We start from the raw sequence: 26154 nt of genomic DNA, 5'->3' as shown, positions 1-26154 counted from the left end.
CCCCGCATAGGCGGGACCAGCCTCAGGCCGCCTTACGCAAGTCCAGCCGGCTCCAGATCTCCACCAGCGCGTCAGTCAGTTCACGCATCATCGCCTCGGTATGCGCTGGCCCCGGCGTGAACCGCAGCCGTTCGGTACCGCGCGGCACGGTCGGATAGTTGATCGGCTGCACGTACACGCCGTATTCGGCGAGCAGCACGTCGCTGATCTTCTTCGCCTTAACCGGGTCACCGACCATCAGCGGGACGATATGCGTATCGCCAATCATCACCGGCAACCCGGCATCCTTCAGCATCGCCTTCAGCATCGCGGCCGACGCCTGCTGCCCCTCGCGCTCGACGCTCGAGCTTTTCAGATGCCGCACGCTCGCTAGCACGCCCGCGACCAGCACCGGCGACAGCGACGTCGTGAAGATGAACCCCGGCGCATACGAGCGGATCACATCGACGATCGTGCGATCGGCGGCGATATAGCCCCCCATCACGCCGAATGCCTTGCCGAGCGTCCCCTCGAGGATCGTGATCCGGTGCGCGACCTCGTCCCGCTCCGAGATGCCGCCGCCGCGCGCGCCGTACATCCCGACCGCATGGACTTCGTCGCAATAGGTCAGCGCGTTGTACCGATCGGCAAGGTCGCACACCGCGGAGATCGGCGCGATGTCGCCCTCCATCGAGTACACACTCTCGAACGCGATCAGCTTCGGTGCCGCCGGATCTTCGGCTGCGAGGAGCTCCTCGAGATGCGCGAGATCGTTGTGGCGGAACACGCGCTTCTCGCAGCCCGAGTTGCGAATGCCCGCGATCATCGACGCGTGGTTCAGTTCGTCCGAAAAGATGATGCACCCCGGCAAAACCTTCGCCAACGTCGCCAGCGTGGCCTCGTTCGAGACGTAGCCGCTGGTAAACAGCAATGCAGCTTCCTTGCCGTGCAGGTCGGCCAGTTCGCCTTCCAGGTCGACATGGTAATGCGTGTTGCCGCCGATGTTGCGCGTACCGCCCGAGCCTGCGCCGACGTCGTGCAGCGCCTCTTCCATCGCCGCGATCACCTTAGGGTGCTGGCCCATCGCGAGATAGTCGTTCGAGCACCACACCGTGATCGGCTTCGGGCCGTTATGCCCGGCGAAGCAGCGCGCGTTCGGAAACGCACCCTTGTTGCGGAGGATGTCGATGAACACGCGGTAGCGGCCCTCGGCATGCAACCGGTCGATCGCCTGCGTGAAAACGCGCGAATAATCGACTCGCGGACCCAAGGTAGAATCCGTTGCCGAGATGCCGTTGGTAATCATAGGCTTGGGCACTACGCCTCGCTTTCACTCGTTTCCAGCGCAATACCGCTCTTACGGTGATCGCTTTCCTCATCCTGGCAGCACATTGCCACGATGCGGCCGCGACGCAAGGTGGCACATTGTCCCAGGTCAGCGCTTAAAGCTGCTCGATCCTGCCAAACCCGTGCGCCGCCAAGGCGGGTCCGAGCGCGCGCTCCTCGTCGCCCAACCGGGTGAAGACGGCAACGCCCTCCCCCGCTCCCGACCATGATTCGCGCTGCATGAGATGCACGATCCGCCGCGCGATCCCCGGTCCACCATCGACGAAGCGCACACCCGGAGCAGCGGCTGCAAGCTCCGCCTCCACCAGTGGAAAATGCGTGCAGGCATTGACGATCACGTCGATCGCGTCGCCGCAGGGTTGCGAAAACAAGCCGCCTATCACCGCCGCATAGCGTTCCGGCGCGACGACTCGGCCGTGCAATTTCGCCTCGGCCATCTCGACCAGAGCCGCCGAACCGTAGCGCAGCACCGTGCAATCCCCCGCGAACTTCGCCGCCAGATCATCGACATACGCCTGCCGCACGGTCGCCTCGGTCCCCAGCACGCCGATCGTCCGCGTCTTCGACAGCAGCGCGGCGGGCTTGATCGCCGGCACCGTCCCGACCACCGGCAGGTCGAGCGCCGCGCGCACCACCGGCAGCGCGATCGTCGAGGCCGTATTGCACGCGATCACGATCAGCCGCGGTCGATACCGCTCCGCCAACCGCCCCAGCAACACCGGCACCCGCGCCGCGATCTCCGCCTCGCTCTTGGTCCCGTAGGGGAAGCCGGCCGAGTCGGCGGCATAGACGAACGGCGCACCTGGTAGCGCGGCGCGCGCCGGGCCGACAATCGACAACCCGCCGACACCGGAATCGAAGAACAGGATGGGGCGTGTGTCCATGCGCGCTCTCTTAGAACGGATCGCCCCGGACAAACCAGATTCCTCTTCTCGTCATCCTGACGAAAGTCAGGACCCAGAGCCACGAAAGCCACCGCCTGTAATCCTGGGTCCTGACTTTCGTCAGGATGACGTAATGCGCGAGGTCGGTGCCCCCTTTACGCCATTTGCCGTCAGCCCCGGGTCGTTTATAAGCCCTCCGAGAACGGGGGAAATAGTTGCAGACGGAAATTCTCTGGGTCGCACCCACGCTATCGCTCGTGCTGAGCTATCTGCTCGGCTCGATCCCGTTCGGCGTCATCCTCACGCGGCTCGGCGGCGCGGGTGATCTGCGCACGATCGGCTCGGGCAACATCGGCGCGACCAACGTCCTGCGCACCGGACGCAAGGGCCTCGCCGCCGCCACGCTGCTGCTCGACATGGCCAAGGGCGCAGTCGCCGTGCTGCTGGTCGCGCACCTGTTCCCCGGCAATGCGCTGCTCGCGGCGGCCGGTGCGTTCATCGGCCATTGCTACCCCGTCTGGCTGAAGTTCAAGGGCGGCAAGGGCGTCGCCACGCTCATGGGCATCGTCGTCGCGCTCTACTGGCCGCTCGGGCTCGTCTACGCGGTCGTCTGGCTCGGCCTACTCGCGGGCCTGCGCATATCCTCGGTCGCCGGCATAGCCGCCGCACTCAGCGCGCCGTTCGCAGCTGCCCTGTTCGGTCGCTTCGACCTCGTCCTGCTGCTCCTCGCGCTAGCGCTTATTGTCCTCTGGAAGCACCGCGAGAACGTCGACCGCCTGTTCTCGGGCACCGAGCCACGCATAGGCTCCAACCGGCAAAAGAGTGGCTGACCCGACGGTCTCGAGACTTCGGCTCATCCGCACGACCGGGATCGGACCGGTCACCTATCGCCAGCTCATCGCCCGCTTCGGCAGCGCCGACGCCGCGATCGAAGCACTCCCCATGCTCGCCCAACGCGGCGGCGGACGAGCGCCTATAATCGCAGACGCCGCCCTCGCCGAACGCGAAATGGCCGCCACCGCCAGGCTCGGCGCACGCTACCTCTTCCTCGACGACCCGGACTATCCCCGCCTGCTAGCCGAGATCGAGACCGCACCCCCGGCCCTGATCCTCCGCGGCGACATCGCGCACGCCAGCCGCCCCTGCATCGCCATGGTCGGCGCGCGCAATGCATCCGCCGCCGCCTGCCGCTTCGCCCGCCAGCTCGCGCTGCAACTCGCCGAGGAGGGCACGACGATCGTCTCCGGCCTGGCCCGCGGCATCGACACCGCCGCGCACATCGGGGCACTCGGCGCCGGCTCAAGCGGCGCCACGATCGGCGTCATCGCCAGCGGGATCGACATCGCCTACCCGCCCGACAACACTACGCTGCAGGAGCGCATCGCCACCGAAGGCCTGCTGCTCGCCGAACAGCCCCCCGGCACTGAACCCAAGGCGCGCAATTTCCCCTCGCGCAACCGCATCATCGCCGGTCTCGCGATCGGCACCGTGGTGGTCGAAGCCGTGCCCAAGTCGGGCTCGCTGATCACCGCGCGCCTTGCCAACGAGTCCGGCCGCGAAGTCATGGCCGTCCCCGGCAGCCCGCTCGACCCGCGCGCGCAAGGCTGCAACCTGCTGATCCGCGAAGGCGCCACGCTCGTCCAATCGGCGGCCGACATCCTCGAACAGATCCGCCCGTTCGATCCACGCTCCGTGCGCTCGCCGATCGATGCCTACGCCGCCTCGCCCCCGGAAGACGCGACCGATACCGAGCGCCGCAGGATCACCGACCTGCTCGGCCCCGTACCGGTGACGATCGACGAACTCATCCGCCAGTCGCACCTGAGCCCGGCGGTCGTCCAAACCGTGCTGCTCGAACTCGAACTCGGCGGCCATCTAGAACGTCATGCGGGCGGTCGAGCCAGCCTGCGCTGATCGTCCTGGTTTCAGGACGCCGCCAAGGCCACGCTACCCTCAGTCTGCGATTTCGCCACCCAGGCCGCAGCCCAATCCTTTGCTTCATGCGTCTTCGCGATAGCCGCCAGCAGCAGGTCCAGTTCGTGCTGATGCGAGGCGATCAGGTTGAGGACATGAGGCTCCGGATCTGACTGGCGAAGGATGACGATGTTTTTGGCAAGGAACGAACACTTCCATTTCGCTATCGCAAGGTCATGTCGGGTCACGCTCTATCCTCCCGGTCCAGTGCGAAACATTGGCTCGCGCCTTCCAGCAACGTTCCATCATGATTACGCCGAACTGCAAGTCCTTGGCGAAACGAGGTATCTGGTTGCGGTAGCCAGGAAGCTGGACGAAAATTGTGCGCGCGACCAGATAAAGCGGGCGGTGAAAGGGATGACTGAGGACCGTCAATTGTAACGATCTCTGCGCCTGATCTGATCGGACGCAACGAAATGGATTGGTCTACTGTCATCATACCGACACGGATATTGTGCCAGCAGCGCCGGCATAATCCGGGAAATACCCCGCCCCCAGGAACCCCTCTCGAAAAGCAGCGCCTGCGTCCTCATCTGCGTACTTCGCTCATACCCACCCCGGGTTGACGGCACCGCCCCTTCGTCCCCACCCTCGTACGCGTACACGTAAGGACCCCGGTTTCCCCATGCAGCTTGTCATCGTCGAATCGCCTGCCAAGGCCAAAACCATCGAGAAGTATCTGGGCAGCGATTACCGCGTCCTGGCCAGCTACGGCCATGTCCGCGACCTGCCGCCCAAGGACGGCTCGGTCGATCCCGACGACGCCTTCGCGATGACATGGGAGAATTACGCGGACAAGTCGAAGCAGCTGAAGGCGATCACCGATCTCGCCAAGGTCGCCGACCGCCTGATCCTCGCGACCGATCCGGATCGCGAGGGCGAGGCGATTTCGTGGCATGTCCGCGAGGTGCTGCGCGCTCGGAAGGCGCTGCCGAAGGAGGTCGAGCGCGTCACCTTCAACGCGATTACCAAGGCCACCGTCACCGAGGCGATGAAGAACCCGCGCGAGCTCGACGACGACCTGATCGACGCGTATCGCGCCCGCCGCGCGCTCGATTATCTGGTCGGCTTCACGCTGTCGCCGGTGCTGTGGCGCAAGCTGCCCGGTGCCAAGTCCGCCGGTCGCGTCCAGTCCGTCTCGCTCCGCCTGATCGTCCAGCGCGAGCGTGAGATCGACGTCTTCAAGCCGCAGGAATACTGGTCGGTCACGGCCGAGATGGAGCATGACGGCACCGCGTTCACGTCGCGCCTCACGCAGTTCGAGGGCAACAAGCTCGACCGTCTCTCGATCGGCAACGAGGGCGATGCGCTGCGCGCCAAGCAGGCGGTGCTCGACGGCAATTTCTCGGTCCAGTCGGTCGAGACCAAGCCTGCCACGCGCAACCCGCCGCCGCCGTTCACCACCTCGACCCTGCAGCAGGAAGCCTCGCGCAAACTCGGTTTCTCGGCGGATCACACAATGCGGATCGCGCAGGGCCTCTACGAGGACGGCACGATCACCTACATGCGTACCGACGGCGTGCAGATGGACGGCAGCGCGATCAGCGCCGCGCGTCTCGCCGTCGCGAACCGCTTCGACGCGAGCTATGTCCCCGACAAGCCACGCCAATACCAGTCGAAGGCGAAGAACGCACAGGAAGCGCACGAGGCGATCCGCCCCACGGATTTCGGCAAGGACAAGGCGGGCGGCGGCGATCACGCGCGCCTCTACGACCTGATCTTCAAGCGCGCGCTCGCCAGCCAGATGGCGTCCGCCCGCATGGAACGCACCACGGTCGAGATGGCCGACGGCACCGGCCGCAACATCCTCCGCGCGACTGGCCAGGTCGTGCTCTTCCCCGGCTACCTCGCCTTGTACGAGGAAGGGTCGGACGATTCCGCCGATGAGGATGCGCGTCGCCTGCCGCGGATGCGCGAAGGCGATGCGCCCGCCAAGAAGAAGGTCGACGCCGAACAGCACTTCACCCAGCCGCCGCCGCGCTTCTCCGAAGCCTCGCTGGTCAAGCGCATGGAGGAGCTCGGCATCGGCCGCCCGTCCACCTACGCGTCGATCATCAAGACGCTGAAGGACCGCGCCTACGTCCGGATCGAGAAGAACCGCTTCTTCGCCGAGGAGAGCGGGCGGCTGGTGACGGCGTTCCTCGAACGCTTCTTCGAGAAATATGTCGGCTACGACTACACCGCCGAGCTGGAGGAGGAACTCGACGACGTCTCGGGCGGCCGCGCGCAGTGGCAGTCGGTGCTCGACGCGTTCTGGCGCGATTTCAAGCCGCGCACCAACGAGGTGATGGAGCAGCAGCCGTCGGCGATAACCGCGGAGCTCGACACCTTCCTCGCGCCATACCTGTTCCCGGCCAAGGCTGACGGCGGCGATCCCCGTCTCTGCCCGAACTGCGGTGAGGGCCAGCTTGCGCTCCGCGGCGGCAAGTTCGGCGCGTTCATCGCGTGCTCGAACTATCCCGAGTGCAAATACACGCGCCGCTTCGCGCAACCCGGCGGCGACGCCGAGGCGGATGCCGGCCCGTCGACTCTCGGCACGCATCCCGACACGGGTCAGCCGATCGAGCGCAAGTCGGGACGCTTCGGCCCGTATCTGCAGATCGGCGAAGGCGAAGACCGCAAGATGGCGTCGATCCCGAAGGACATTGGGGAGCTGAACCTCGAATGGGCGGTCAAGCTGCTGTCGCTCCCGCGGACGGTCGGCAACCACCCCGAGACCGGTGAACCGATCATCGCGACGATCGGCAAGTTCGGGCCCTATCTGAAGCACGAGGGCAAATACGCCCGTCTCACGACGACGGCGGACGTGTTCGAGACGGGCATGAACGCGGCAGTCGTGAAGCTTGCGGAAGCCGCGGCCGGCGGCGGACGTACCGCGCGCGGCGCTCAGGCACCGCTGAAGATACTCGGCAACCATCCGCGCACCGAGGCCGAGATCAAGCTGATGGAAGGCCGCTACGGCGCGTACGTCACCGACGGCACGACCAACGCGACGCTGCCCAAGTCGATCGAAAAGGACCAGCTGACGCTGGAGGAAGCAGCGTCGCTGATCGACGCACGCGCCGCCGCGGCGCCGGCAACGAAGAAGAAGACAGCGCCCGCCAAGAAGCCGGCGGCGAAGAAGGCGCCGGCCAAGGACGCAGCCGAGGCGAAAGCTCCAGCGAAGAAGGCGGCGGTTAAAAAGGCCCCCGCCAAGAAATCCGCCCCAAAGAAAAAAGCGGAAGCCTAATTCCCCTCCCGCTCGCGGGAGGGGCTAGGGGAGGGAGCGAAATACCCCACGAACGCGACGTTCGCGGTGGTCCCCTCCCCCGCCCCCTCCCGCAAGCGGAAGGGGAGTTTTTTAGCTTACGCCGCCCGCCGCTGCGTCAACTGCATCCAATCCCGCGCCGCACGCTGCGCCACAGAAATTTCCCGCGCAGTCATGTCCTCGGCGATCTCAGCCCGACATTCCTGCGCCGCGATGTTCCCCGACACCGCAGCCAGATTGAACCACTTATGCGCCTCGATCAGGTCAAGGACGACACCCGACGTCCCCGTCGAATACACCATCCCGAGTTCGTAACACGCCCGGTCGTCGCCGCGCGCGGCATCCGCCAGACGGCGTTCGATTCCGATATTCGCGTTCTTGAAACTGCTGCCCATGGTCTTGCCCCCAATGTTCGTGAGGACAGAGTGCCGTGATTCGGGCTACGAAATGGTTAATGGGTTAACGCCCATTTTTTACAACGCGCCTGGCGCATCGATGGCGATGTTATCGATCAGCCGCGTCGCGCCCATCCGTGCCGCCGCCAGCAACCGCCGTGGACGATCCGCCGCCGGGTTCTCCGCCAGCGTCTCGGCGTCCGCCAGCGCGACGTAATCGATCGTGAACCCCGCCCCGACCAACGTCGTCCGCGCATCGTCCAGCACAGACTCGGCGTCCTCACCCTTCGCAATCGCCCGCGCCGCCACGCCGAGAGCACGCGGGAGGGCCACCGCCTGCTTGCGCTGCTCGTCGTCGAGATAGATGTTGCGCGACGACATCGCCAAACCGTCGTCGTCGCGCTGCGTCGGCACCCCGACGATATCGATCGCGAAGTCGAGATCGGCGACGAACCGCCGGACAACGGCGAGCTGCTGGTAATCCTTCTCGCCGAAATAGGCCGCATCGGGCCCGACCTGGTTGAACAGCTTCGACACGACCGTAGCGACGCCATCGAAATGGCCAGGCCGCGAGGCGCCGTCGAAGCCGTCGCTGACGCCCGAGACGCGCACCGACGTCGCGAACCCGTCGGGATACATCGTCTCGACAGAGGGCAGCCAAAGCAGGTCGCACCCGGCCTCGTTCAGCATCCGGATATCGGCCATCTCGCGCCGCGGATAGCGGGATAGATCCTCGTTCGGACCGAACTGCGTCGGGTTGACGAAGATCGACGCGACCACCTTGGTCCCCGGCCGCTTCGCCGCCTCGATCAGCGCGACATGGCCGGCGTGGAGCGCGCCCATCGTCGGGACGAGCGCGACGCGCTGGCCGCCCGCACGGAAGGCGGCGACGCTTTCGCGCAACGCATTAAGGTCCCGGACGGTGTCCACGTGAAACTCCTACTCGATAAGTGCGGTCGCGGCTTCTATGAAGGGTGACTGTTACGATCAATAAGGAAACGCGCGTTGGCCACGGGCCCCGAACAGACCCCCGCTTCTACGCACGTCGCCCCGTCGGCCTCGACGCACGTGATCGTGTTCGCCAACGAGAAGGGCGGCACCGGCAAGTCGACAACCGCGGTGCACGTCGCGATCGCGCTTGCCGCCAAGGGTGCGCGCGTCGCATGTCTCGATCTGGACCACCGCCAGCGCACCGTCGGCCGCTATCTCGACAACCGCGCCGAGACGATGAAGCGCAACGGCTCGGTCCTGCCGATGCCGCGCCATGCGACACTGTCCGACCAGAGCGACGACCAGTTCGAGGATTTGTGGCACTCGCTGTGCGAGGGCTCGGATTTCCTCGTCGTCGACACGCCGGGCCGCGACGATCCGTTCGCGCGCACCGCCGCGGCGCTGTCGAACACGCTGGTCACGCCGATGAACGACAGCTTCGTCGACTTCGACCTGATCGGCCAGGTCGATCCCGAGACCTACCAGGTGACCCGCCCGAGCTTCTATTCCGAACTGATCTGGGACGCCCGGAAACAGCGCGCGCGCGCTGACGGCACGACGATCGACTGGGTCGTACTGCGCAACCGCCTCCAGCATATCGAGGCGCGCAACATGCGCCGCGTATCGGACGCGCTCGCGCAACTGGCGAAGCGCGTCGGCTTCCGGATCATCCCGGGGCTCGGCGAGCGCGTGATCTACCGCGAGATGTTCCCCGCTGGCCTGACCATGATCGATGCGAAGGCGTTCGGCAGCATGGGCCTCGGCCATGTCGCGGCGCGCCAGGAACTGCGCGAGATGATGGCGGCGTTGCAGTTGCCCGAAGTTGTCGAGCAAGCGCCGGACGTCGCTGCGTGAAGTGGATCGTCGCCGCGGTCTTCATCTGGCTGGCATGGCATTACCTCCGCCCGAAGCCGAAGCAGCGCGTGGTGACGGATGAAGCCGAAGCACGCTCGATCCTGGGCATCGACAGCAACGCGAACGCCGACGCGATCCGCAGCGCGCACCGCCGCCTGATCGCTTCGGTCCACCCGGATCGCGGCGGCTCGACCGACCTGACTCGCCGCGTAAACGCCGCGCGCGACCTGCTGCTGAAGCGCTCCCGGTAACCGTTCTCCTGCGGATGCAGGAGCCCAGGATTACGAGCGCTATCGCTATTGGCTCCTGGCCCCCCGCTTTCGCGGGGGAACAGTAGTGAGACATAATCGTCGAGAGGCCAATGACCCACCAGTTCGACCCGACCTCGCTCCGCGAATACGACATCCGCGGGATCGTCGGCAAAGCGCTCGGCCCCGCCGACGCCACCGCGATCGGCCGAGGCTTCGCCACCCGCATCCGCGCCGCGGGCGGCCACCGGGTGGCGGTCGGCTATGACGGCCGCACCTCCTCGCCCGAACTCGAAGCCGCGCTCGTCTCCGGCCTCGTCGCAGGCGGCGTCGACGTCATCCGCATCGGCCTCAGCACCTCGCCGATGCTGTATTACGCCGAGGCGACGCTAGAAGTGGACGGCGGCATCCAGGTAACCGGCAGCCACAATCCCCCCGAATATAACGGCTTCAAGATGGTGCACGCCCACGCGCCATTTTTCGGCGACGACATCCAGGACCTCGCCACGCTCGCCGCGTCGGGAGCCTGGAGCGAGGGCGCGGGCGAAGTGACGACCGCCGATGTGCTCGACGCTTATGTGGACCGGCTGATGGATGGCTATGCGGGCGGCGCGTACCGGATCGGCTGGGACACGGGCAACGGCGCCGCCGGCCCGGTGATCGAGAAGCTGGTCCAGCTCCTGCCGGGTGAGCATCATGTGATCTTCGCCGATGTCGACGGCAATTTTCCCAACCATCATCCCGATCCTACCGAAGAGTCGAACCTCGCCGATCTCAAACGCCTGGTCGCCGAGAAGAACCTCGATTTCGGACTGGCCTTCGACGGCGACGGCGACCGGATCGGTGCGGTCGACGGCCTGGGCCGCGTGATCTGGGGCGACCAGATTCTCTCCATATTGGTCGAACCCGCGCTGCGCGAACACCCCGGCGCGCCGATCGTCGCCGACGTGAAGTCCTCGCAGGCGTTGTTCGACCGAATCGCCGAACTGGGCGGCGAGTCGGTGATGGCCCCGACCGGCCACAGCCTGATGAAGACCGCGATGACCCGCACCGGCGCGCCGATCGGCGGGGAACTGAGCGGACACCTGTTCTTCGCGGGCGAATATTACGGCTTCGACGACGCGCACTATGCGGCGGTGCGGCTGATCCGCGCGGTGCATCTGTCTGGGCGTTCGCTGACCGAGTTGCGCGACGCGATGCCGGCGCTGGTGGCGACGCCCGACCTGCGGTTTTCAGTCGAGGATGGACGGAAGTTCGCGGTGGTGGACGAGGTGATCGCTCGGTTGAAGGCGGAGGGGGCGGAGATGGACCTCACCGATGGGGCGAGGGTGACGACCGCCGACGGGTGGTGGCTGCTGCGAGCCTCGAACACGCAGGCAATGCTGACGGTACGTGCCGAGGCGACGGACCAGGCGGCGCTCGATGCGCTGCTGGCCGAGGTCGACGCGCACCTGTCGGCAAGCGCTGTAACGCGACGCTAACCGTGAGACTTGCACCACCCCGGCGAAGGCCGGGGCCCAAGTGGAAAGGTAGAAGTAACGGCGCGCTGTCTTCCGTCAGCAACCTCCCCCAATTGGGCCCCGGCCTCCGCCGGGGTGGTGCTGATGGAGAGGGCGCTCCCAAAATTAGACGAGCACTTCGCGGCGAGCAGTGCAGTGCCGCCCACTCCCCCGTCATTCCCGCGAAGGCGGGAACCCAGACTGGCTGGCCTCCCAATGGATCGCAACCGTCCGGAGGATATGGATCCCCGCCGTCGCGGGAATGACGACGACGTGGCGAGTGGCGGCAGTAGACGGACCGCAGCCACACATGATTGACACGCCATCCCCCCAGCCTACCGTCCCGACCACCACCCCAAGGAGTCCCCCAGTGGAGCGCCCAGTCGACGAATTCCGCTCCAGCACGCGGCGCTGGCTGCTCGGCAGCTTTGCCGGTTGGGGCACGCTGCTCACCTGTCTCGCCGGCGTGGGCTTCGTCCTCATCGGCGTCCGCTGGCTCAAGAACCGCAGCGCCAGCTACGAGATCACCGACCAGCGCCTGATCATCAAGCGCGGCATCCTGTTCAAGACGATCGACGAGATCGAGCTCTACCGGATCAAGGACGTCCGCCTCGGCTATTCGCTGCTCAACCAGATGACCGACATCGGCACGATCATCCTCACCTCGAGCGACCGCACGACCAACGGCGGCGAGTTCACGCTCCGCGATATCCCGATGGCACGCGACCGTCGCGAAGGCCTGCGCAAGCTCGTCGACCGCGCCCGCCAGCGCCGCGGCGTCCGCGAACTCGACGTGGATGACGCATACGCGCTGGATTAAGCGCGCTTTTGTCCCCACATGGCGAGCATGGCGCCCCCCTATCCCAAGCCCGCATATTCCAAGCCTAGGCCGCAACCCCAGATGATCCGGGTCGTCGACCTCGAGACGACCGGTTCGGCCCCGCCCGCGCACGGCGTCTGCGAGATCGGCTGGCAGGACGTCGCGCTCGGCGGGGACGGCCGCTGGGAGATCTACGGCGAAGGCGGCAGCCTGCTCGTCAATCCCGGCCGACTGATCCCGCCGGTGACGCAGGCGATCCACCACATCCTCGACGAGCATGTCGCCGATGCGCCATACTGGCATGATTGCGCGCGACAGGTGCTCGACCCGTGGCCGCGTCGCTTGGCGCTCGCCGCGCACCGCGCCGATTTCGAGCAGAAATTTTGCACCCCCGCGCTGACCCGCGACGCCGAGTGGATCTGCACTTGGAAGTGCGCACTGCGGCTCTGGCCCGACTCGCCAAGCTTCTCCAATCAGGTGCTGCGCTACTGGCGCAAGCCGCACGGCATGGAGCACGAGCGCGGCCTGCCTGCGCACCGCGCGTTCCCCGATGCCTATGTCACCGCGTTCCACTTGCGCGACATGCTGAACGAAGCGAGCCTTGCGCAGCTGCTCGAATGGTCGCGTGATCCGGGGCTCATCCCCCGTGTCCGCTACGGCCCCGATCGCGGCAAGGAATGGTCCGAACTCGATCACGAGACGCTGATGGCGTTCATGACCGATCGCGATCCCGACATCCGCTTCACCGCCAACCACGAGATGGACCGGCGCAGCGGTGGCGGCCGTGTTGGCAAGGCGAGCGCGCAGGACCTGCTGCTCTAAATCAATATCGTTGCGCTGGCGGACCCGGCAGTATCGCTGGCGTAACGACATCCGCCAGCCTACACCGCCCGTCCTATGGTTCGCGTACGCCTGAAACTGCCCTCTTCGGAAGGGCGAGTCGCACGTTGGCTGGTCGCGTTCATGACGCTCGGCTTCATCGCGCTGGCCGCAGCCGCGATCGCGATCGGCTGGATCACCGTCCGCAATCGCACTTATACCGCCGAGATCCTCCACACCCAGGACGTCCGCCAGGCGATCGCCACGCTCCAGATCCAGATGGAGCAATCCGAGACGGCGCGGCGCGGCTACATCCTCGCCGGCAAACCGCTGTTCGCCACCGCCTATGCCCGGAGCGCGGGCAACCTGGTGCCGTCGATCCGCAAGCTGCGCCACCTGACCCGCGACAACCCTCGGCAGGGTGCCCGCCTCGACCTGATCGAGCCGCGCTTCGTCCAGTTGCGCGCGCTCCGGACGCAATCGATGACCCTGGTCGCCTCAGGTCGGATCGCCGAAGCGCAGCGCCGGTTCGCGGTCGACGCCAGCGTCCCTTTGATGCGTGGCATCCGCTACCGCACCCAGGCGATGGCCGCCGACGAAGTCCGCCTGCTCGCGATCCGCACCGCACGACAGGAACGCACCAGCGCGCTGTTCCTCTCGGTCGCCGGGCTCGCCGCGGCGCTGCTGCTGGTCGTCGCGATCCTCGCAGTCCTGCTGATCCGCCGCTACACCGCCGACCTCGCTGCGTCGCGCGACAGCCTGCGCACCCTAAACGAGACGCTCGAGGAACAGGTCGCCGAACGTACCGCCGACCTCAGCCGCGCGAACGAGGAAATCCAGCGCTTCGCCTATATCGTCAGCCACGATCTGCGCTCGCCGCTCGTCAACGTGATGGGCTTCACCGCCGAACTCGCCGCCGCCGCGGTGCCGCTCGCCGAGCTGGTCGATCGCGCCGAAGTCGAAGCGCCGCACATCTTGACGGAAGACGCGCGGCTTGCGGCGCGTGAGGACCTGCCCGAGGCGATCGGCTTCATCCGCACCTCGACGCAGAAGATGGACCGGCTGATCAACGCCATCCTCAAGCTCGCGCGCGAAGGCCGCCGGACGATCGCGCCCGAGCATATCGACCCCGCGCAACTGGTCGACACGATCGTCGGCGCGATGCAGCACGTCGTCGACGATCGCGGCGCGGTGGTGCGCGTCGAGCGACCGATGCCGGCCATCGTCACCGATCGCCTCGCGCTCGAGCAGATCCTGTCGAACCTGATCGAGAACGCGACCAAATACCTGCAACCCGGCCGCCCCGGCGAGATCGTCGTGAAAGGCCACACCGAACGCGGCCGCGTCATCCTGTCGGTGGTCGACAATGGCCGCGGCATCGATCCGCGCGATCACCAGCGCGTGTTCGACCTGTTCCGTCGCTCGGGCGCGCAGGACCAGCCGGGCGAAGGCATCGGACTCGCGCATGTCCGCGCACTCGCCTATCGTCTGGGCGGCACGATCGACGTACAGTCGACGCTCGGCGACGGCGCGACCTTTCGGCTCAACCTGCCGACCCACATGACCATCCAGGACGCAGCATGAACGATCACAAGACCGTCGGCATCGTGATGATCGAGGATGACGAGGGTCATGCCCGCCTCATCGAGAAGAACATCCGCCGTGCCGGAATCCTGAACGATATCCGTCACTTCACCGACGGCACCACCGCGCTCGACTTCCTGTTCAACGCCGCCGACGGCCCTGCGAAGAGCGGCCCGGCGATGATCCTGCTCGACTTGAACCTGCCCGACATGAGCGGCACCGACATCCTGGCCCGGATCAAGGCGGAGGGCAGCCCGCTCAAGCGCACGCCGGTCGTCGTGCTCACCACCACCGACGACAAGGTCGAGATCGAGCGCTGCTACGATCTCGGCTGCAACGTCTACATCACCAAGCCGGTCAACTATGAGAGCTTCGCGCAGGCGATCCGCCAGCTCGGACTGTTCCTGTCGGTGATCCAGGTTCCCGAAGCCGAGTGAGCGAAACGCGCGTCCTCTACATCGACGACGACGCCGGGATCCGGCGGCTGGCGGCGCGTGCGCTCGAACGCCGCGGCTACCGGATGACCGTCGCCGAGACGGGGGCCGAGGGCGTCGTGAAGGCGGCTGCCGAGCGCTTCGACCTGATCGCGGTCGACCATTACATGCCCGGCATGGACGGCCTCGAAACCCTCGAAGCGCTCCGCCGCCTGCCCGATCCGCCCCCCGTCGTGTACGTCACCGGCTCCGAGGAAGGCCGCATCGCGGTCGCCGCGCTGAAGGCCGGTGCCGCCGATTACGTCGTGAAGACGATCGGCGAGGACTTCTTCGACCTGCTCGCCGCCTCCTTCGAACAGGTCCGCGCGCGTGCCCTGCTCGAACAGGAAAAGGCGTCCGCGGAGGCCGATCTCCGCGCCAGCAACGCGCGACTCGAGGCCTTGCTCGGCGAGGTCAACCACCGCGTCGCCAACTCGCTGCAACTCGTCTCGGCGATGGTCCGACTCCAGGCGACCGCGCTGACCGATCCGTCCGCACGCGAAGCGCTCGAAGATACGCAGCGCCGCATCCAGGCGATCGCGCAGGTCCACCGCAGGCTCTACACCAGCAACGACGTCGAGAGCGTCGACATGCAGGAATATCTCGGCGCGCTGGTCGACGAACTCGCCGAGACCTGGTCGACCGAGGCGCTCCCTCGCGCCTTGACCCTCGCCGCCGAGCCGATCCGCCTGCCAACCGACCGCGCGGTGTCGCTCGGCGTGATCGTCACCGAACTCGTCACCAACGCGTGCAAATACGCCTATCCCGACAGCGGCGGCGAAGTTCGCGTCGCGCTCCGCCGGATCGACGACGACGTCTTCTTGCTCGCGGTCGAAGACGATGGCTGCGGCATCCCCGAGGACGCCGTCCCCCGCGGTACCGGTCTCGGCACCAAGCTGATCCGCGCGATGGCGCAGAGCCTGCAGTCGATCGTCGAATACGACCCGACCCACACCGGCGTCCGCGCCACCCTCCGCGCCGTAGTTCGGTAGCCTTCAAATCCTCCCCCGCTAGGGGGAGGTGGCGCCGTAGGTGACGGAGGGGGAGGCACACGCGACAAGGGTTTCCCTTTCCGCCCCCTCCGTCTGGCAAGCGCCAGCCACCTCCCCCTAGCGGGGGAGGATTTTAGAGCGCGCGCACGGCCGCCAGGATCATCCGCCCGGTCAACCGCGCCGTCTCATCCTCCGACAACCGCGGCCGCGACAGGGTACGGTGGCCCAGCCCGAACATGAACGCGAGGATCAGTTCCTCCGCGCCTTCCAGTTCGTTCTCCTGCAAGTCCGGATTGGCGACGCAGGCGAGTTCGCGGATCATCCGGCGAAAATCGCGGCACAGGTCGGCGATCGTGTCGGCGACGTCCGCATTGCGATGCGCCTCCGCCATGATCTCGAACGACAGTGCCTCGTCACCCTTCGACAAGGCACGCCGCGCCAGTTCGACGAACCCTTCCTCGATCGAGAACCGTTCCGATTTGACCGAGTCGTTCATCGTCTGCAGCTCGCCCATCTTGGCCGCTGCATCCTCCATCACGATCGCCTGGATCACCGCGTTCTTGCCGGTGAACAGGCGATAGATCTGGCCGACGGAAACGCCCGCCGCCACGGCCAGTTCGGACATCGGGGTTTGATGAAACCCTTGTGTCGCAAACAGATGACGGGCCGACGAGACGATACGCTCCCGACTTCCCATTTCATGCTGCACTGCACTCAAAACCATGTTCCCGACGCGTTTTTAGGTTGACCGGCCGCTCGCACAATCCTAGCGGGCAAGCAAGCGGAATGAACGTTCATTCCGGTGAACCTAATCTGCACGGACGTCGGGATGCTTAACATGCAGCAATTGAACCTCAAGGGATCGGTGGCGCTCTTCGCGCTCGCCCTGCTGTCGGCTTGCGGCAAGGAGCAGGCTCCGCCGCCTCCGCCCACACCGACCGTCGGCGTCGTCACGGTCGGCGAGGAAGCGGTCGTCCTCACCTCCGAACTTCCCGGCCGTATCGCCGCGGTAGAGACCTCGGAGGTCCGTCCGCAGGTCAGCGGCGTGGTCCGCGATCGCCTGTTCACCGAGGGTGCGATGGTCAGCAAGGGGCAGGTCCTCTACGCGATCGAGGACGCCCCCTATCGCGCGGCGCTCGCCAGCGCGCAGGGCCAGCTCGGCGCGGCCCAGTCGCAGATCAACGCGACCCGCCTCCAGGCGCAGCGCTACGGCCAGCTCGTGCAGCTGAACGCAGTCAGCAAGCAGGAAGCGGACAACGCAAATGCCTCCGCACAACAGGCTCGCGCCAATGTTGCAGCGCAGCAGGCAGCGGTCCAGTCGGCGCGCGTCAACCTGGGCTTCACGCGGATCAAGGCACCGATCTCCGGTCGCATCGGCCGGTCGCTCGTGACCGTCGGCGCGCTGGTCCAGACCGGCCAGACCGATCCGCTCGCGACGATCCAGCGCACCAACACCGTGTATGTCGACGTCGTCCAGTCGGCGGCGCAGCTGCTCGATCTCAAGCAGGCGATGGCGAGCGGCGGCGTGACTCGCGGCGACGGCAGCGCGCGCGTCCAACTGATCCTCCCGAACGGCAGCACTTATCCGATCGAGGGTCGCCTGCAATTCTCCGAAGTCACGGTCGACCAGACCACCGGCGCGGTGACGCTGCGCGCGAGCTTCCCGAACCCCAACGGCCTGTTGCTGCCCGGCATGTACGTGCGTGCGAAGCTCGTCGAGGGCACGCGTCGCCAGGCGATCATGGCGCCGACCGCCGGCATCACGCGCGATCCGCGCGGCGGCGCGACCGCTCTGGTCGTCAACGCGCAGAACAAGGTCGAGCAGCGTAATGTCACCACCGACCGCGTGATCGGCGACAAGTGGATCGTCACCAGCGGCCTGAAGCCCGGCGACAAGCTGATCGTCGAGGGCCTGCTCAACCTGCGCCCAGGTTCGACCGTCAAGCCAGCGGCTCCGCAGCAGGTCGCCAAGCCCGCTGGCGGGCCCGGCGCTGCACCTGGAGGCGGCGACGCTTCCGGTGCGACCAGCAACAGTTCCGCGCAGGCCGGGAAGTAACCGCCCATGTCACGCTATTTCATCGATCGACCCATCTTCGCGTGGGTCATCGCCATCATCCTGATGCTGGCCGGTATCCTCGCGATCCGGTCGCTGCCGATCGCCCAGTTCCCTGAGATCGCCGCCCCCAAGGTGACGGTCGCGACGTCCTATCCGGGCGCCGACGCACAGACGCTCGAGAACACGACGACGCAGATCATCGAGCAGCAGATGAAGGGGATCGACAACCTTCGCTATTTCGCCTCGACCTCGGACGGCTCGGGCAACCTCGCGATCACGCTCACCTTCGAGCAGGGCACCGATCCCGACATCGCGCAGGTCCAGGTGCAGAACAAGCTGCAACAGGCGACGCCGCTCCTGCCGCAGGAAGTGCAGCAGGCCGGCCTTCGTGTGACCAAGGCGACCGCCAACTTCCTGCTCATCATCGCCGCCTATTCGGAAAACGGCGACCACGACCAGGTCGATCTCGGCGACATGATCGCCTCGAAGCTCCAGGATCCGCTCAGCCGCATCAAGGGCGTCGGCGACACGCAGGTGTTCGGCGCGCAATATTCGATGCGGATCTGGGTCGACCCCTTCAAGATGTCGAACCTCGGCGTCACCGTCACCGACATCACCTCCGCACTGACCGCGCAGAACGCACAGGTCTCGGCGGGGCAAGTGGGCAGTCTGCCCGCGGTGAAGGGCCAGTCGCTCAACGCCACCGTGACCGCACAGTCGCGCCTCCAGACGCCGGAACAGTTCCGCGCAATCATCGTCCGCTCGGCGACCAGCGGCGCGACCGTGCGCCTGTCGGACGTCGCCCGCGTCGAGATGGGCTCGGAGAACTACAGCTTCCAGGCGCGCTATAACGGCAAGCAGGCGGCAGGCTTCGGCGTGAAGCTGGCACCGGGTGCGAACGCGCTCGATACCGTCAAGCTGGTCAAGGCCGAGGTGAACCGGATCGCCAAGCAGTTCCCGCCCGACGTCAAGGTCGCGTTCCCGATCGACAACTCGACGTTCGTGCGGCTGTCGGTCGAGCAGGTCATCCACACGCTGATCGAGGCGATCGTCCTCGTCTTCCTCGTGATGTTCCTGTTCCTCCAGAACTTCCGCGCCACGCTGATCCCGACGATCGCGGTCCCGGTCGTGTTGCTCGGCTCGCTCGCCGTGCTCCAGGTCGCGGGGTTCACGATCAACACGCTGACCTTGTTCGGCATGGTGCTCGCGATCGGCCTGCTCGTCGATGACGCGATCGTCGTCGTCGAGAACGTCGAGCGCCTCATCCAGGAAGAAGGGCTCTCCCCCAAGGAGGCCGCCAAGAAGTCGATGGACGAGATCAGCGGCGCGCTGGTCGGCATCGGCCTCGTGCTGTCGGCGGTGTTCCTGCCGATGGCGTTCTTCAGCGGCTCGACCGGCGTGATCTTCCGCCAGTTCTCGATCACCATCGTGTCGTCGATGGCGCTGTCGGTGCTGGTAGCGTTGATCCTGACGCCCGCGCTCTGCGCGACGATCCTGAAGCCCGCCAAGGAAGGTCACGGCGAGAAGAAGGGCTTCTTCGGCTGGTTCAACCGCACCTTCGACAAGGGCGTCGGCAAATATGGCAACGGCCTGCGCCGCGTCGAGAAGGGCTGGGTCCGCACGATGCTGGTCTATGCCGTGATCGTCGTCGCGATGGCTTTCATCTTCGTCCGCCTGCCGTCGGGCTTCCTCCCCGAGGAAGATCAGGGCGTGATGTTCGCGCAGGTCTCGATGCCGTCGGGTACGCCCATGGAGGAGACCGCAAGGACGATGGACAAGGTCCGCGATCACTTCATGATCGACGAGAAGGCCAACACCGCGGGCATCTTCACGATCAGCGGCTTCGGCTTCGTCGGCCAGGGCCAGAATGTCGGTATCGCCTTCATCCAGCTGAAGCCTTGGGAAGATCGTAGCGGCGCAGAGAACGGCGTCGCTGCGGTTGCCGCGCGTGCCAACCAGGCGCTCGCGGGGATCCGTGCCGGCATGGTGATCGGCTTCGTGCCGCCCGCCGTACAGGAACTCGGCAACGCCAACGGCTTCGACTTCATGCTGAAGGACAATGCCGGCGTCGGTCACGAGAAACTGCTCGAGGCGCGCAACATGCTGCTCGGCATGGCCAGCCAGGACAAGCGTCTGATGCAGGTCCGCCCGAACGGCCTGGAGGATGCGCCACAGCTGAAACTGAACGTCGATCAGGCGCAGGCGGGGGCGCTCGGCCTCAGCCAGCAGGACATCAACACCACCGTCAGCACTGCGTTCGGTGGCGCGTACATCAACGACTTCATCGACCGCGGTCGCGTGAAGAAGGTGTTCGTGCAGGCCGACGCACCGTTCCGCACGACGCCCGCCGATCTCGGCAACTTCTACGTCCGCGGCACGACCAGCAACGCGATGGCACCGTTCTCGTCCTTCTCGACGACAAGCTGGAACTACGGGCCATCACGACTCGAACGGTACAACGGCGTAGCCTCGTTCGAGATCATGGGTTCGCCGGCGCCGGGCGTCAGCAGCGGCACCGCGATCAAGGCGATGGAGGAGATGGCGGCCAAGCTGCCACCCGGCATCGGCTATGAGTGGACCGGCCTCAGCTACGAGGAAAACCTCTCGGGCGGCCAGTCGACCACGGTCTATGCGCTGTCGCTGCTGATCGTGTTCCTCTGCCTCGCGGCGTTGTACGAGAGCTGGTCGATCCCGATCGCCGTCCTGCTGGTGGTGCCACTCGGCGTCCTCGGCGCGGTCGGCGCGGCGATGATCTTCGGGCTGAACAACGACATCTATCTCCAGGTCGGGCTGATCACGACGATCGGTGTGGCGGCGAAGAACGCGATCCTGATCGTGGAGTTCGCCGAGGAGAAGATGGGCGACGGGATGAACGCGGCCGATGCCGCGGTCGAGGCGGCCAAGCTTCGCCTTCGCCCGATCCTGATGACGTCGTTCGCGTTCATCTTCGGCGTGTTGCCGCTCGCATTGTCGAGCGGTGCCGGCGCCGGCGGCCAGAACGCGATCGGCTGGGCGGTGGTCGGCGGCATGCTGTCCGCGACCGTCCTCGCGATCTTCTTCGTGCCGCTGTTCTTCCTGCTCGTGAAGCGCGTCTTCAAGCAGGACAAGGCCGGCTCGGGGCAGGACCGCGACCAGGTGCCCGACCACGACGGCAACCGTGACGATAACCGTGACGGCGGCCATCCGCCCCACGACCAGCGGCCGCAGGAGGCCTGATCCAGATGTTCTCGACCAAGATCTCCAGCCGCACCGCGCTCACGTTCGCCGCCGGGCTCACACTCGCCGGGTGCAACCTCGCCCCCAAATACGTCCGTCCGGAGCTTCCCGTGGCGCCGAGCGGACCGACCGGGCCAGCCTATTCAGCCGGCAACGCCGCGAACGCGATCGTGCCGGCGGACACCGCGTGGGAGGCGTTCTTCACGGACGACCGCCTGCGCGGCGTAATTCGCCTCGCGCTCGACAATAACCGCGACGTCCGCATCGCGGTCGCCAACGTCGCACAGGCTCGCGCGCAATACCGCGTCCAGCGTGCGGACCTGTTCCCGACGATCGGCGCAACCGGCAGCGCGACCTACCAGAAGTCGCCGTTCGGTGCGGTTGGCGGCGGCGTAGGCGGCGTAGGCGGTGTCGGCGGCGGCACGGGCGGCGGCACTGGTGGCGTCGGCGGCGGCACCGGAACGGGTGGCGGCACCGGTGGTGGTACCGGCGGTGCGGGCACTGCCGTCACGGGCAGCGGACGCGCCGACATCTATTCGGCCAATGTCGGTATCTCGGCTTGGGAAATCGACCTCTTCGGCCGCATCCGCAACCTGACTCAGGCACAGCAGGAAGCGTATTTCGCCGCGGAAGAGAACCGCAACGCCGCCCAAGTGTCGCTCATCTCGGAGACCGCGACCGCGTGGCTGACGATGGCCGCGGACCAGGACCGTCTCAAGATCGCGCAGGATACCGAGCGCGCATTCGGCCAGACGTTGAAGCTCACGCAGGATCGCTTCCGGATCGGCATCGCCTCCGAACTCGAAGTGCGTCAGGCGCGCACCACCTATGATCAGGCGCGCTCGGACATTGCCGACGCGACCACGCTGATCGCGCAAGACCAGAACGCGCTCAACCTGCTCGCCGGGACGACCGTGACGCAGGACCTGCTCCCCGCGCGGATGCCGGACAAAACGCCGACGCTGGAGAATCTGCCCGCCAACCTGTCGTCGGAGGTGCTGTTGCGCCGTCCGGACGTCGCTGCGGCAGAGCACAATTTGATCGCCGCCAACGCCAATATCGGTGCGGCGCGCGCGGCGTTCTTCCCGAACATCTCGCTCACCGCGGCGTTTGGCACGCTCAGCCTCGGCCTGTCGAACCTGTTCGGCAGCGGCAGCCAGCAATGGTCGGTCGCCCCGTCGATCACGCAGCCGATCTTCGATTTCGGCCGCAACAAGGGCAATCTGCAATACGCCAAGGCAACGCGCGACGCGATGCTGGCGACGTATGAACGGAGCATCCAGACCGGCTTCCGCGAGGTTGCCGACGCGTTGGCGCGTCGTGGCACGATCAACAGCCAGCTGGAGGCTCAGACGTCGCTGCGCGACAACGCGGCGGGCGCGTATAATCTGTCGCAGCTCCGCTTCCGCGCCGGGATCGACCCGTTCCTCAACACGCTCGATTCGCAGCGCGCGCTCTACACGGCCCAGCAGAGCTTGCTCGCCACGCGCCTCGTCCGCGACAGCAACGCGGTCGAACTCTACCGCTCGTTAGGTGGTGGCCTGAAGTAAGGCCCGCTTCCAACGACATGAACTGCCCCCCTCCCTGGAAGGGAGGGGCTGGGGGTGGGTAGGCCCGCTTGTGTTGCGACGTCGGGACAGATCGAAACCGACCCACCCCGAACCCCTCCCTTTCAGGGAGGGGCGAGAAGGTTCTAGTTCGCCGGCTCGGACAACGGCGCGAACCGTGCCACCTGCCGCCCGACCAGCCGCAACTGCTCCAGCACTGCAGGATCGCTCGCCCCGCCCTCGTCGTCGAACTTCGTCACCTGCGTATTGATCGCGGCGGCAAACGGCGTCGGCCACCCGCGCAACGCGTGGACGATCGAGCGCAACGCCGCGATCGTGCTCCCCGTCGCCTGCCAGCCGTAAGCTGTGGCGATCAACCCGACCGGCATGTCCGCCAGATAAGGCCGCTCGGGATCGCGCGCGGTTTCCTCCAGCAGGTCGAGCGCGTTCTTCACCACGCCCGAAATGCTCCCGTGATAGCCGGGGCTGGCAATAATCACCGCCGACGCCTCGCGCACCGCCGCCACGAACGCCTGTTCGTCGGGCGTCCGGGTCGTCGCCTTCGGATCGTAGAGCGGCAGCCGCGCCATGTCGGCCCCGCCGAACATCTGCGTGCGATAGCCCTGCTTCTCGACCGCATCGAGCGCGATCCGCAGCGCACGCTCGGTCGACGAGACGCCGCCGATCGTGCCGCCGATGCCGACGACCAGCGGCAGGACGGCGGGAAGAGTGTCGGAAGCAGCCACTGTTTTATCCTGTTCGAACGTCATGCGATGCTCTTTCCCGTTTCGTCGCGCGATGACAACAGCTTCGGTCGGTTCTCGTCCGGCGAACGTCGTGCCGCTGTCGCTAAGCCCCTGTACACGTTAAGCATGCGCAGGAACGGACGGCGTAAGCACAGACTTGCTCGAGCTGTCATAGAACGATAATACACCTGAAGTCCGCCGCCTGGCCGACCCGCTGGAACGACCGATGCGCCCCGATCCCTTCGACCCCAACCGTTCCAGCTCCAGCGGCGACCGCGAGCCCTACGCCTATGAGCGCGAGCGGCTGATCACCGAACGCGAACGCCTGCGCCAGAAATACGAAGCCGAGCGGGACGGCACGGACCCGGAACCCTATGATCGCGACTTCGGCGCGGCCTACGCCACCCCCAGCGCGCCACGACGCAAGCGTCCGATCGGTCGGTGGATCCTGCGCGGGGCGGGGATCGGCATCGTCCTGCTGGTGATCGCGATCATCTGGCTGGCGATCACCGCACCGCTGTCGAAGTCGCTCCAGCCGCCGACCCCGCCCTCGATTACGCTCACCGCGGACGACGGCACGCCGATCGCACGACGCGGCGCGATCATCGGCAAGTCGGTCGATGCAGCCAAGCTTCCGCCGCACGTCACGCAGGCGTTTCTCGCGATCGAGGACCGGCGCTTCTATTCGCACTGGGGCGTCGATCCCCGCGGCATCGCGCGTGCGGCCTGGGCGAACATGGGCTCGGGCGGCGTCCGCCAGGGCGGCTCGACCATCACGCAGCAGCTCGCGAAGAACGCGTTCCTCGATTCGGACCGCACCGCGACGCGAAAGATTCGCGAGGCGATGATCGCCTTCTGGCTCGAGGCATGGCTGTCGAAGAACGAGATCCTCTCGCGCTATCTCTCCAACGTCTATTTCGGCGACAACACCTACGGGATCAGCGCGGCCGCCAAGCATTATTTCGGCCGCACCCCCGACAAGCTCAACGTCGGCCAGGCGGCGATGCTCGCCGGACTGGTGAAGGCGCCGTCCCGCCTCGCCCCCACCTCCAACCTCGAAGGTGCGCGCAAACGTGAGGCCGTCGTCGTCGGCGCGATGGTCGATGCCGGTTTCCTGACCAAGGCGGAAGGCGACGCGGTCCAGCCGCAGCGCGTCCTCGGCAGCCGCCCGTCGCAGCTCCCCAACGGCACCTATTTCGCCGACTGGATCCTCCCCGAAGCGCGCGACCAAGCCGGCGAGATCAAGACCGAGGCGACCGTCCAAACGACGCTCGATCCGCGCCTCCAACGCGCCGCCGAACGCACCGTAGCGCGCGCGGGTCTGCGGCAGGCACAAGTCGCGCTGGTCGCGATGCGCCCCGATGGCCGCGTCGTCGCGATGATCGGCGGCAAGAACTACGCGAAAAGCCCGTTCAACCGCGCGACGCAGGCCCGCCGCCAGCCCGGCTCGACCTTCAAGCTGTTCGTCTACCTCGCCGCGATGCGCCAGGGCCTGACCCCCGATTCGACGATCGAGGACCGCCCGGTGACGATCGGCGACTGGACGCCGAAGAACAGCGACGGCCGCTATCAGGGGACGATCACGCTCCGCCAGGCGTTCGCGCGCTCGTCCAACGTCGCCGCCGCACGACTCACGCAACAGGTCGGCGTGAAGGCGGTGATCAAGGCGGCGCGCGACCTCGGCATCTCGACGCCAATCCCGAGCGAGGCCACCATCGGCCTCGGCACCTCGACCGTGTCGCTGCTCGAACTCACCGCCGCCTATGCCGCGATCGCGCGCGAGCAATATCCGGTCCAGCCGCGCGGCCTCGCCGACGTCCGCGAGAAGGGCTGGTACCAGTCGCTGACCGGCGGCGCGACCGAGATGCCGAGCAATATCCACGACGAGATGCTCGATCTGTTGGCGGCCTCGATCCGCACCGGCACCGGCCGCGGCGCAAACCTCACGGTCGACGCGTTCGGCAAGACCGGCACGACGTCGGACAACAAGGACGCGCTGTTCGTCGGCTTCGCGCGCGATCTGGTAGTCGGCGTGTGGGTCGGCAACGACGACAATTCGTCGAACCCCGGCCTGTCGGGCGGCGGTATTCCCGCACGGATCTGGCGTGACTTCATGCAGAGCGCGCTGGGGATCGCACCGATCGCGGCGCCTCCTCCGGCGGTCGAGGAAGTCGATCCGGACGCACTGCCGGCGGACGAGCAGGACAACTCGATCCTGCCGCTAGGCGGGGAGATCGAGGGGATGGGCTTCAACCTGAAGATGGGCGAGGACGGCACCATCTCCGTCGGCCCCTCCCGCCGCGACCGCCAGGAAGGCCCGCCCCCCCGCGACGATCGCCGGCCGCCGGAGGAAGAACAGGGGCCTGACGAAGGGCAATAGTTCGCGGATCGGCTGCACCCGCCCGCTCAGCACCACCCCGGCTATTGGGCACCACCCCGGCGAAGGCCGGGGCCCAATTGGAAAGGTTGCAGTAACGATGCGC

General features: G+C 66.6%; 22 protein-coding genes. 15 read left to right on the top strand and 7 right to left on the bottom strand.

All coding sequences use genetic code 11. The features are described 5' to 3' along the window. Window positions 1-22: 22 nt before the first annotated feature. Window positions 23-1285, bottom strand: a complete 1263-nt coding sequence (gene hemA / locus C8J39_RS17045; protein ID WP_107954293.1) for a 5-aminolevulinate synthase — start codon at window positions 1283-1285, stop codon at window positions 23-25. Between the two features lie 136 nt (window positions 1286-1421). Beyond that, complete coding sequence (gene murI / locus C8J39_RS17040) at window positions 1422-2210, bottom strand: glutamate racemase (protein ID WP_120301526.1); 789 nt, start codon at window positions 2208-2210, stop codon at window positions 1422-1424. A gap of 215 nt (window positions 2211-2425) precedes the next feature. On the opposite strand from murI, the gene plsY reads away from it, so the two are divergent. After that, window positions 2426-3040 carry a glycerol-3-phosphate 1-O-acyltransferase PlsY gene (gene plsY / locus C8J39_RS17035; protein ID WP_120301525.1) on the top strand — a complete coding sequence of 205 codons (615 nt, stop codon included), beginning with the start codon at window positions 2426-2428 and terminating at the stop codon, window positions 3038-3040. Further along, complete coding sequence (gene dprA / locus C8J39_RS17030; protein ID WP_120301524.1) at window positions 3033-4124, top strand: DNA-processing protein DprA; 1092 nt, start codon at window positions 3033-3035, stop codon at window positions 4122-4124. The genes plsY and dprA overlap by 8 nt, the downstream gene beginning before the upstream one ends. An 11-nt stretch (window positions 4125-4135) precedes the next feature. Here the strand turns inward: dprA and C8J39_RS17025 are convergent, their stop codons facing one another. Beyond that, window positions 4136-4372, bottom strand: a complete 237-nt coding sequence (locus tag C8J39_RS17025; protein WP_120301523.1) for a hypothetical protein — start codon at window positions 4370-4372, stop codon at window positions 4136-4138. Window positions 4373-4809: 437 nt separating this feature from the next. Between C8J39_RS17025 and topA the strand changes: the two genes are divergently transcribed. Continuing rightward, window positions 4810-7413 carry a type I DNA topoisomerase gene (gene topA / locus C8J39_RS17020; protein WP_120301522.1) on the top strand — a complete coding sequence of 868 codons (2604 nt, stop codon included), beginning with the start codon at window positions 4810-4812 and terminating at the stop codon, window positions 7411-7413. Window positions 7414-7529: 116 nt separating this feature from the next. Here the strand turns inward: topA and C8J39_RS17015 are convergent, their stop codons facing one another. Then, window positions 7530-7826: a sel1 repeat family protein gene (locus C8J39_RS17015; RefSeq protein ID WP_056053341.1), complete on the bottom strand. Its 297-nt coding sequence runs from the start codon at window positions 7824-7826 to the stop codon at window positions 7530-7532. A gap of 78 nt (window positions 7827-7904) precedes the next feature. After that, a complete protein-coding gene (panC, locus tag C8J39_RS17010; protein WP_120301521.1) occupies window positions 7905-8756 on the bottom strand; it encodes a pantoate--beta-alanine ligase in 852 nt (283 codons plus the stop codon). A gap of 75 nt (window positions 8757-8831) precedes the next feature. Here panC and C8J39_RS17005 point away from each other — a divergent pair, with 75 nt between their 5' ends. From C8J39_RS17005 to C8J39_RS16970, 8 genes are all read left to right on the top strand, one after another. After that, window positions 8832-9671, top strand: a complete 840-nt coding sequence (locus tag C8J39_RS17005; RefSeq protein ID WP_120301520.1) for a division plane positioning ATPase MipZ — start codon at window positions 8832-8834, stop codon at window positions 9669-9671. Continuing rightward, window positions 9668-9922, top strand: coding sequence for a DnaJ domain-containing protein (locus C8J39_RS17000; RefSeq protein ID WP_056066325.1), 255 nt, complete (start codon window positions 9668-9670; stop codon window positions 9920-9922). Before C8J39_RS17005 ends, C8J39_RS17000 begins: the two co-directional genes overlap by 4 nt. Before the next feature lie 110 nt (window positions 9923-10032). Beyond that, window positions 10033-11400: a phosphoglucomutase/phosphomannomutase PgmG gene (gene pgmG / locus C8J39_RS16995; RefSeq protein WP_056066329.1), complete on the top strand. Its 1368-nt coding sequence runs from the start codon at window positions 10033-10035 to the stop codon at window positions 11398-11400. Between the two features lie 388 nt (window positions 11401-11788). Then, the gene (locus tag C8J39_RS16990) at window positions 11789-12238 is read left to right on the top strand and encodes a PH domain-containing protein (RefSeq protein ID WP_243650216.1); all 450 of its coding nucleotides are present in this window, start codon (window positions 11789-11791) and stop codon (window positions 12236-12238) included. Between the two features lie 27 nt (window positions 12239-12265). Continuing rightward, window positions 12266-13060 carry an exonuclease domain-containing protein gene (locus C8J39_RS16985; protein WP_120301588.1) on the top strand — a complete coding sequence of 265 codons (795 nt, stop codon included), beginning with the start codon at window positions 12266-12268 and terminating at the stop codon, window positions 13058-13060. Window positions 13061-13135: 75 nt separating this feature from the next. Further along, a complete protein-coding gene (locus tag C8J39_RS16980; RefSeq protein ID WP_120301519.1) occupies window positions 13136-14641 on the top strand; it encodes an ATP-binding protein in 1506 nt (501 codons plus the stop codon). Beyond that, window positions 14638-15078, top strand: a complete 441-nt coding sequence (locus C8J39_RS16975; protein WP_056053360.1) for a response regulator — start codon at window positions 14638-14640, stop codon at window positions 15076-15078. Before C8J39_RS16980 ends, C8J39_RS16975 begins: the two co-directional genes overlap by 4 nt. Next, window positions 15075-16106 carry a sensor histidine kinase gene (locus C8J39_RS16970; protein ID WP_120301518.1) on the top strand — a complete coding sequence of 344 codons (1032 nt, stop codon included), beginning with the start codon at window positions 15075-15077 and terminating at the stop codon, window positions 16104-16106. Before C8J39_RS16975 ends, C8J39_RS16970 begins: the two co-directional genes overlap by 4 nt. A gap of 133 nt (window positions 16107-16239) precedes the next feature. Here the strand turns inward: C8J39_RS16970 and C8J39_RS16965 are convergent, their stop codons facing one another. Next, a complete protein-coding gene (locus C8J39_RS16965; RefSeq protein ID WP_243650215.1) occupies window positions 16240-16731 on the bottom strand; it encodes a TetR family transcriptional regulator in 492 nt (163 codons plus the stop codon). Between the two features lie 213 nt (window positions 16732-16944). On the opposite strand from C8J39_RS16965, the gene C8J39_RS16960 reads away from it, so the two are divergent. Genes C8J39_RS16960 through C8J39_RS16950 form a run of 3 tightly spaced genes read left to right on the top strand, consistent with a single transcriptional unit; the run spans window position 16945 to window position 22928 of the window. Further along, window positions 16945-18162: an efflux RND transporter periplasmic adaptor subunit gene (locus C8J39_RS16960; protein WP_120301587.1), complete on the top strand. Its 1218-nt coding sequence runs from the start codon at window positions 16945-16947 to the stop codon at window positions 18160-18162. 6 nt (window positions 18163-18168) lie between these two features. Beyond that, window positions 18169-21378, top strand: coding sequence for an efflux RND transporter permease subunit (locus C8J39_RS16955; RefSeq protein ID WP_120301517.1), 3210 nt, complete (start codon window positions 18169-18171; stop codon window positions 21376-21378). A 5-nt stretch (window positions 21379-21383) separates the two neighbouring features. Beyond that, window positions 21384-22928 carry an efflux transporter outer membrane subunit gene (locus tag C8J39_RS16950; protein ID WP_120301516.1) on the top strand — a complete coding sequence of 515 codons (1545 nt, stop codon included), beginning with the start codon at window positions 21384-21386 and terminating at the stop codon, window positions 22926-22928. Between the two features lie 143 nt (window positions 22929-23071). Here the strand turns inward: C8J39_RS16950 and C8J39_RS16945 are convergent, their stop codons facing one another. Then, window positions 23072-23695, bottom strand: coding sequence for an NADPH-dependent FMN reductase (locus C8J39_RS16945; protein ID WP_107964203.1), 624 nt, complete (start codon window positions 23693-23695; stop codon window positions 23072-23074). 202 nt (window positions 23696-23897) lie between these two features. Here C8J39_RS16945 and C8J39_RS16940 point away from each other — a divergent pair, with 202 nt between their 5' ends. Next, complete coding sequence (locus C8J39_RS16940; protein WP_120301515.1) at window positions 23898-26051, top strand: transglycosylase domain-containing protein; 2154 nt, start codon at window positions 23898-23900, stop codon at window positions 26049-26051. Window positions 26052-26154 lie beyond the last annotated feature (103 nt).

The organism is Sphingomonas sp. PP-CC-1A-547, assembly GCF_003610375.1.
GTDB lineage: Bacteria > Pseudomonadota > Alphaproteobacteria > Sphingomonadales > Sphingomonadaceae > Sphingomonas.
Note: the sequence above shows the minus strand (reverse complement) of the source record. Positions and strands in the feature narration are given on the sequence as shown.

Excerpts from the sequence above, each read along its gene's own strand:
- hemA (WP_107954293.1), bottom strand. The coding sequence starts at position 1,285 with ATGATTACCAACGGCATCTCGGCAACGGATTCTACCTTGGGTCCGCGA.
- murI (WP_120301526.1), bottom strand. The coding sequence starts at position 2,210 with ATGGACACACGCCCCATCCTGTTCTTCGATTCCGGTGTCGGCGGGTTG.
- topA (WP_120301522.1), top strand. The coding sequence starts at position 4,810 with ATGCAGCTTGTCATCGTCGAATCGCCTGCCAAGGCCAAAACCATCGAG.
- C8J39_RS17015 (WP_056053341.1), bottom strand. The coding sequence starts at position 7,826 with ATGGGCAGCAGTTTCAAGAACGCGAATATCGGAATCGAACGCCGTCTG.
- pgmG (WP_056066329.1), top strand. The coding sequence starts at position 10,033 with ATGACCCACCAGTTCGACCCGACCTCGCTCCGCGAATACGACATCCGC.
- C8J39_RS16985 (WP_120301588.1), top strand. The coding sequence starts at position 12,266 with ATGGCGCCCCCCTATCCCAAGCCCGCATATTCCAAGCCTAGGCCGCAA.
- C8J39_RS16980 (WP_120301519.1), top strand. The coding sequence starts at position 13,136 with ATGGTTCGCGTACGCCTGAAACTGCCCTCTTCGGAAGGGCGAGTCGCA.
- C8J39_RS16975 (WP_056053360.1), top strand. The coding sequence starts at position 14,638 with ATGAACGATCACAAGACCGTCGGCATCGTGATGATCGAGGATGACGAG.
- C8J39_RS16965 (WP_243650215.1), bottom strand. The coding sequence starts at position 16,731 with ATGTCCGAACTGGCCGTGGCGGCGGGCGTTTCCGTCGGCCAGATCTAT.
- C8J39_RS16960 (WP_120301587.1), top strand. The coding sequence starts at position 16,945 with ATGCAGCAATTGAACCTCAAGGGATCGGTGGCGCTCTTCGCGCTCGCC.
- C8J39_RS16955 (WP_120301517.1), top strand. The coding sequence starts at position 18,169 with ATGTCACGCTATTTCATCGATCGACCCATCTTCGCGTGGGTCATCGCC.
- C8J39_RS16950 (WP_120301516.1), top strand. The coding sequence starts at position 21,384 with ATGTTCTCGACCAAGATCTCCAGCCGCACCGCGCTCACGTTCGCCGCC.
- C8J39_RS16945 (WP_107964203.1), bottom strand. The coding sequence starts at position 23,695 with ATGACGTTCGAACAGGATAAAACAGTGGCTGCTTCCGACACTCTTCCC.
- C8J39_RS16940 (WP_120301515.1), top strand. The coding sequence starts at position 23,898 with ATGCGCCCCGATCCCTTCGACCCCAACCGTTCCAGCTCCAGCGGCGAC.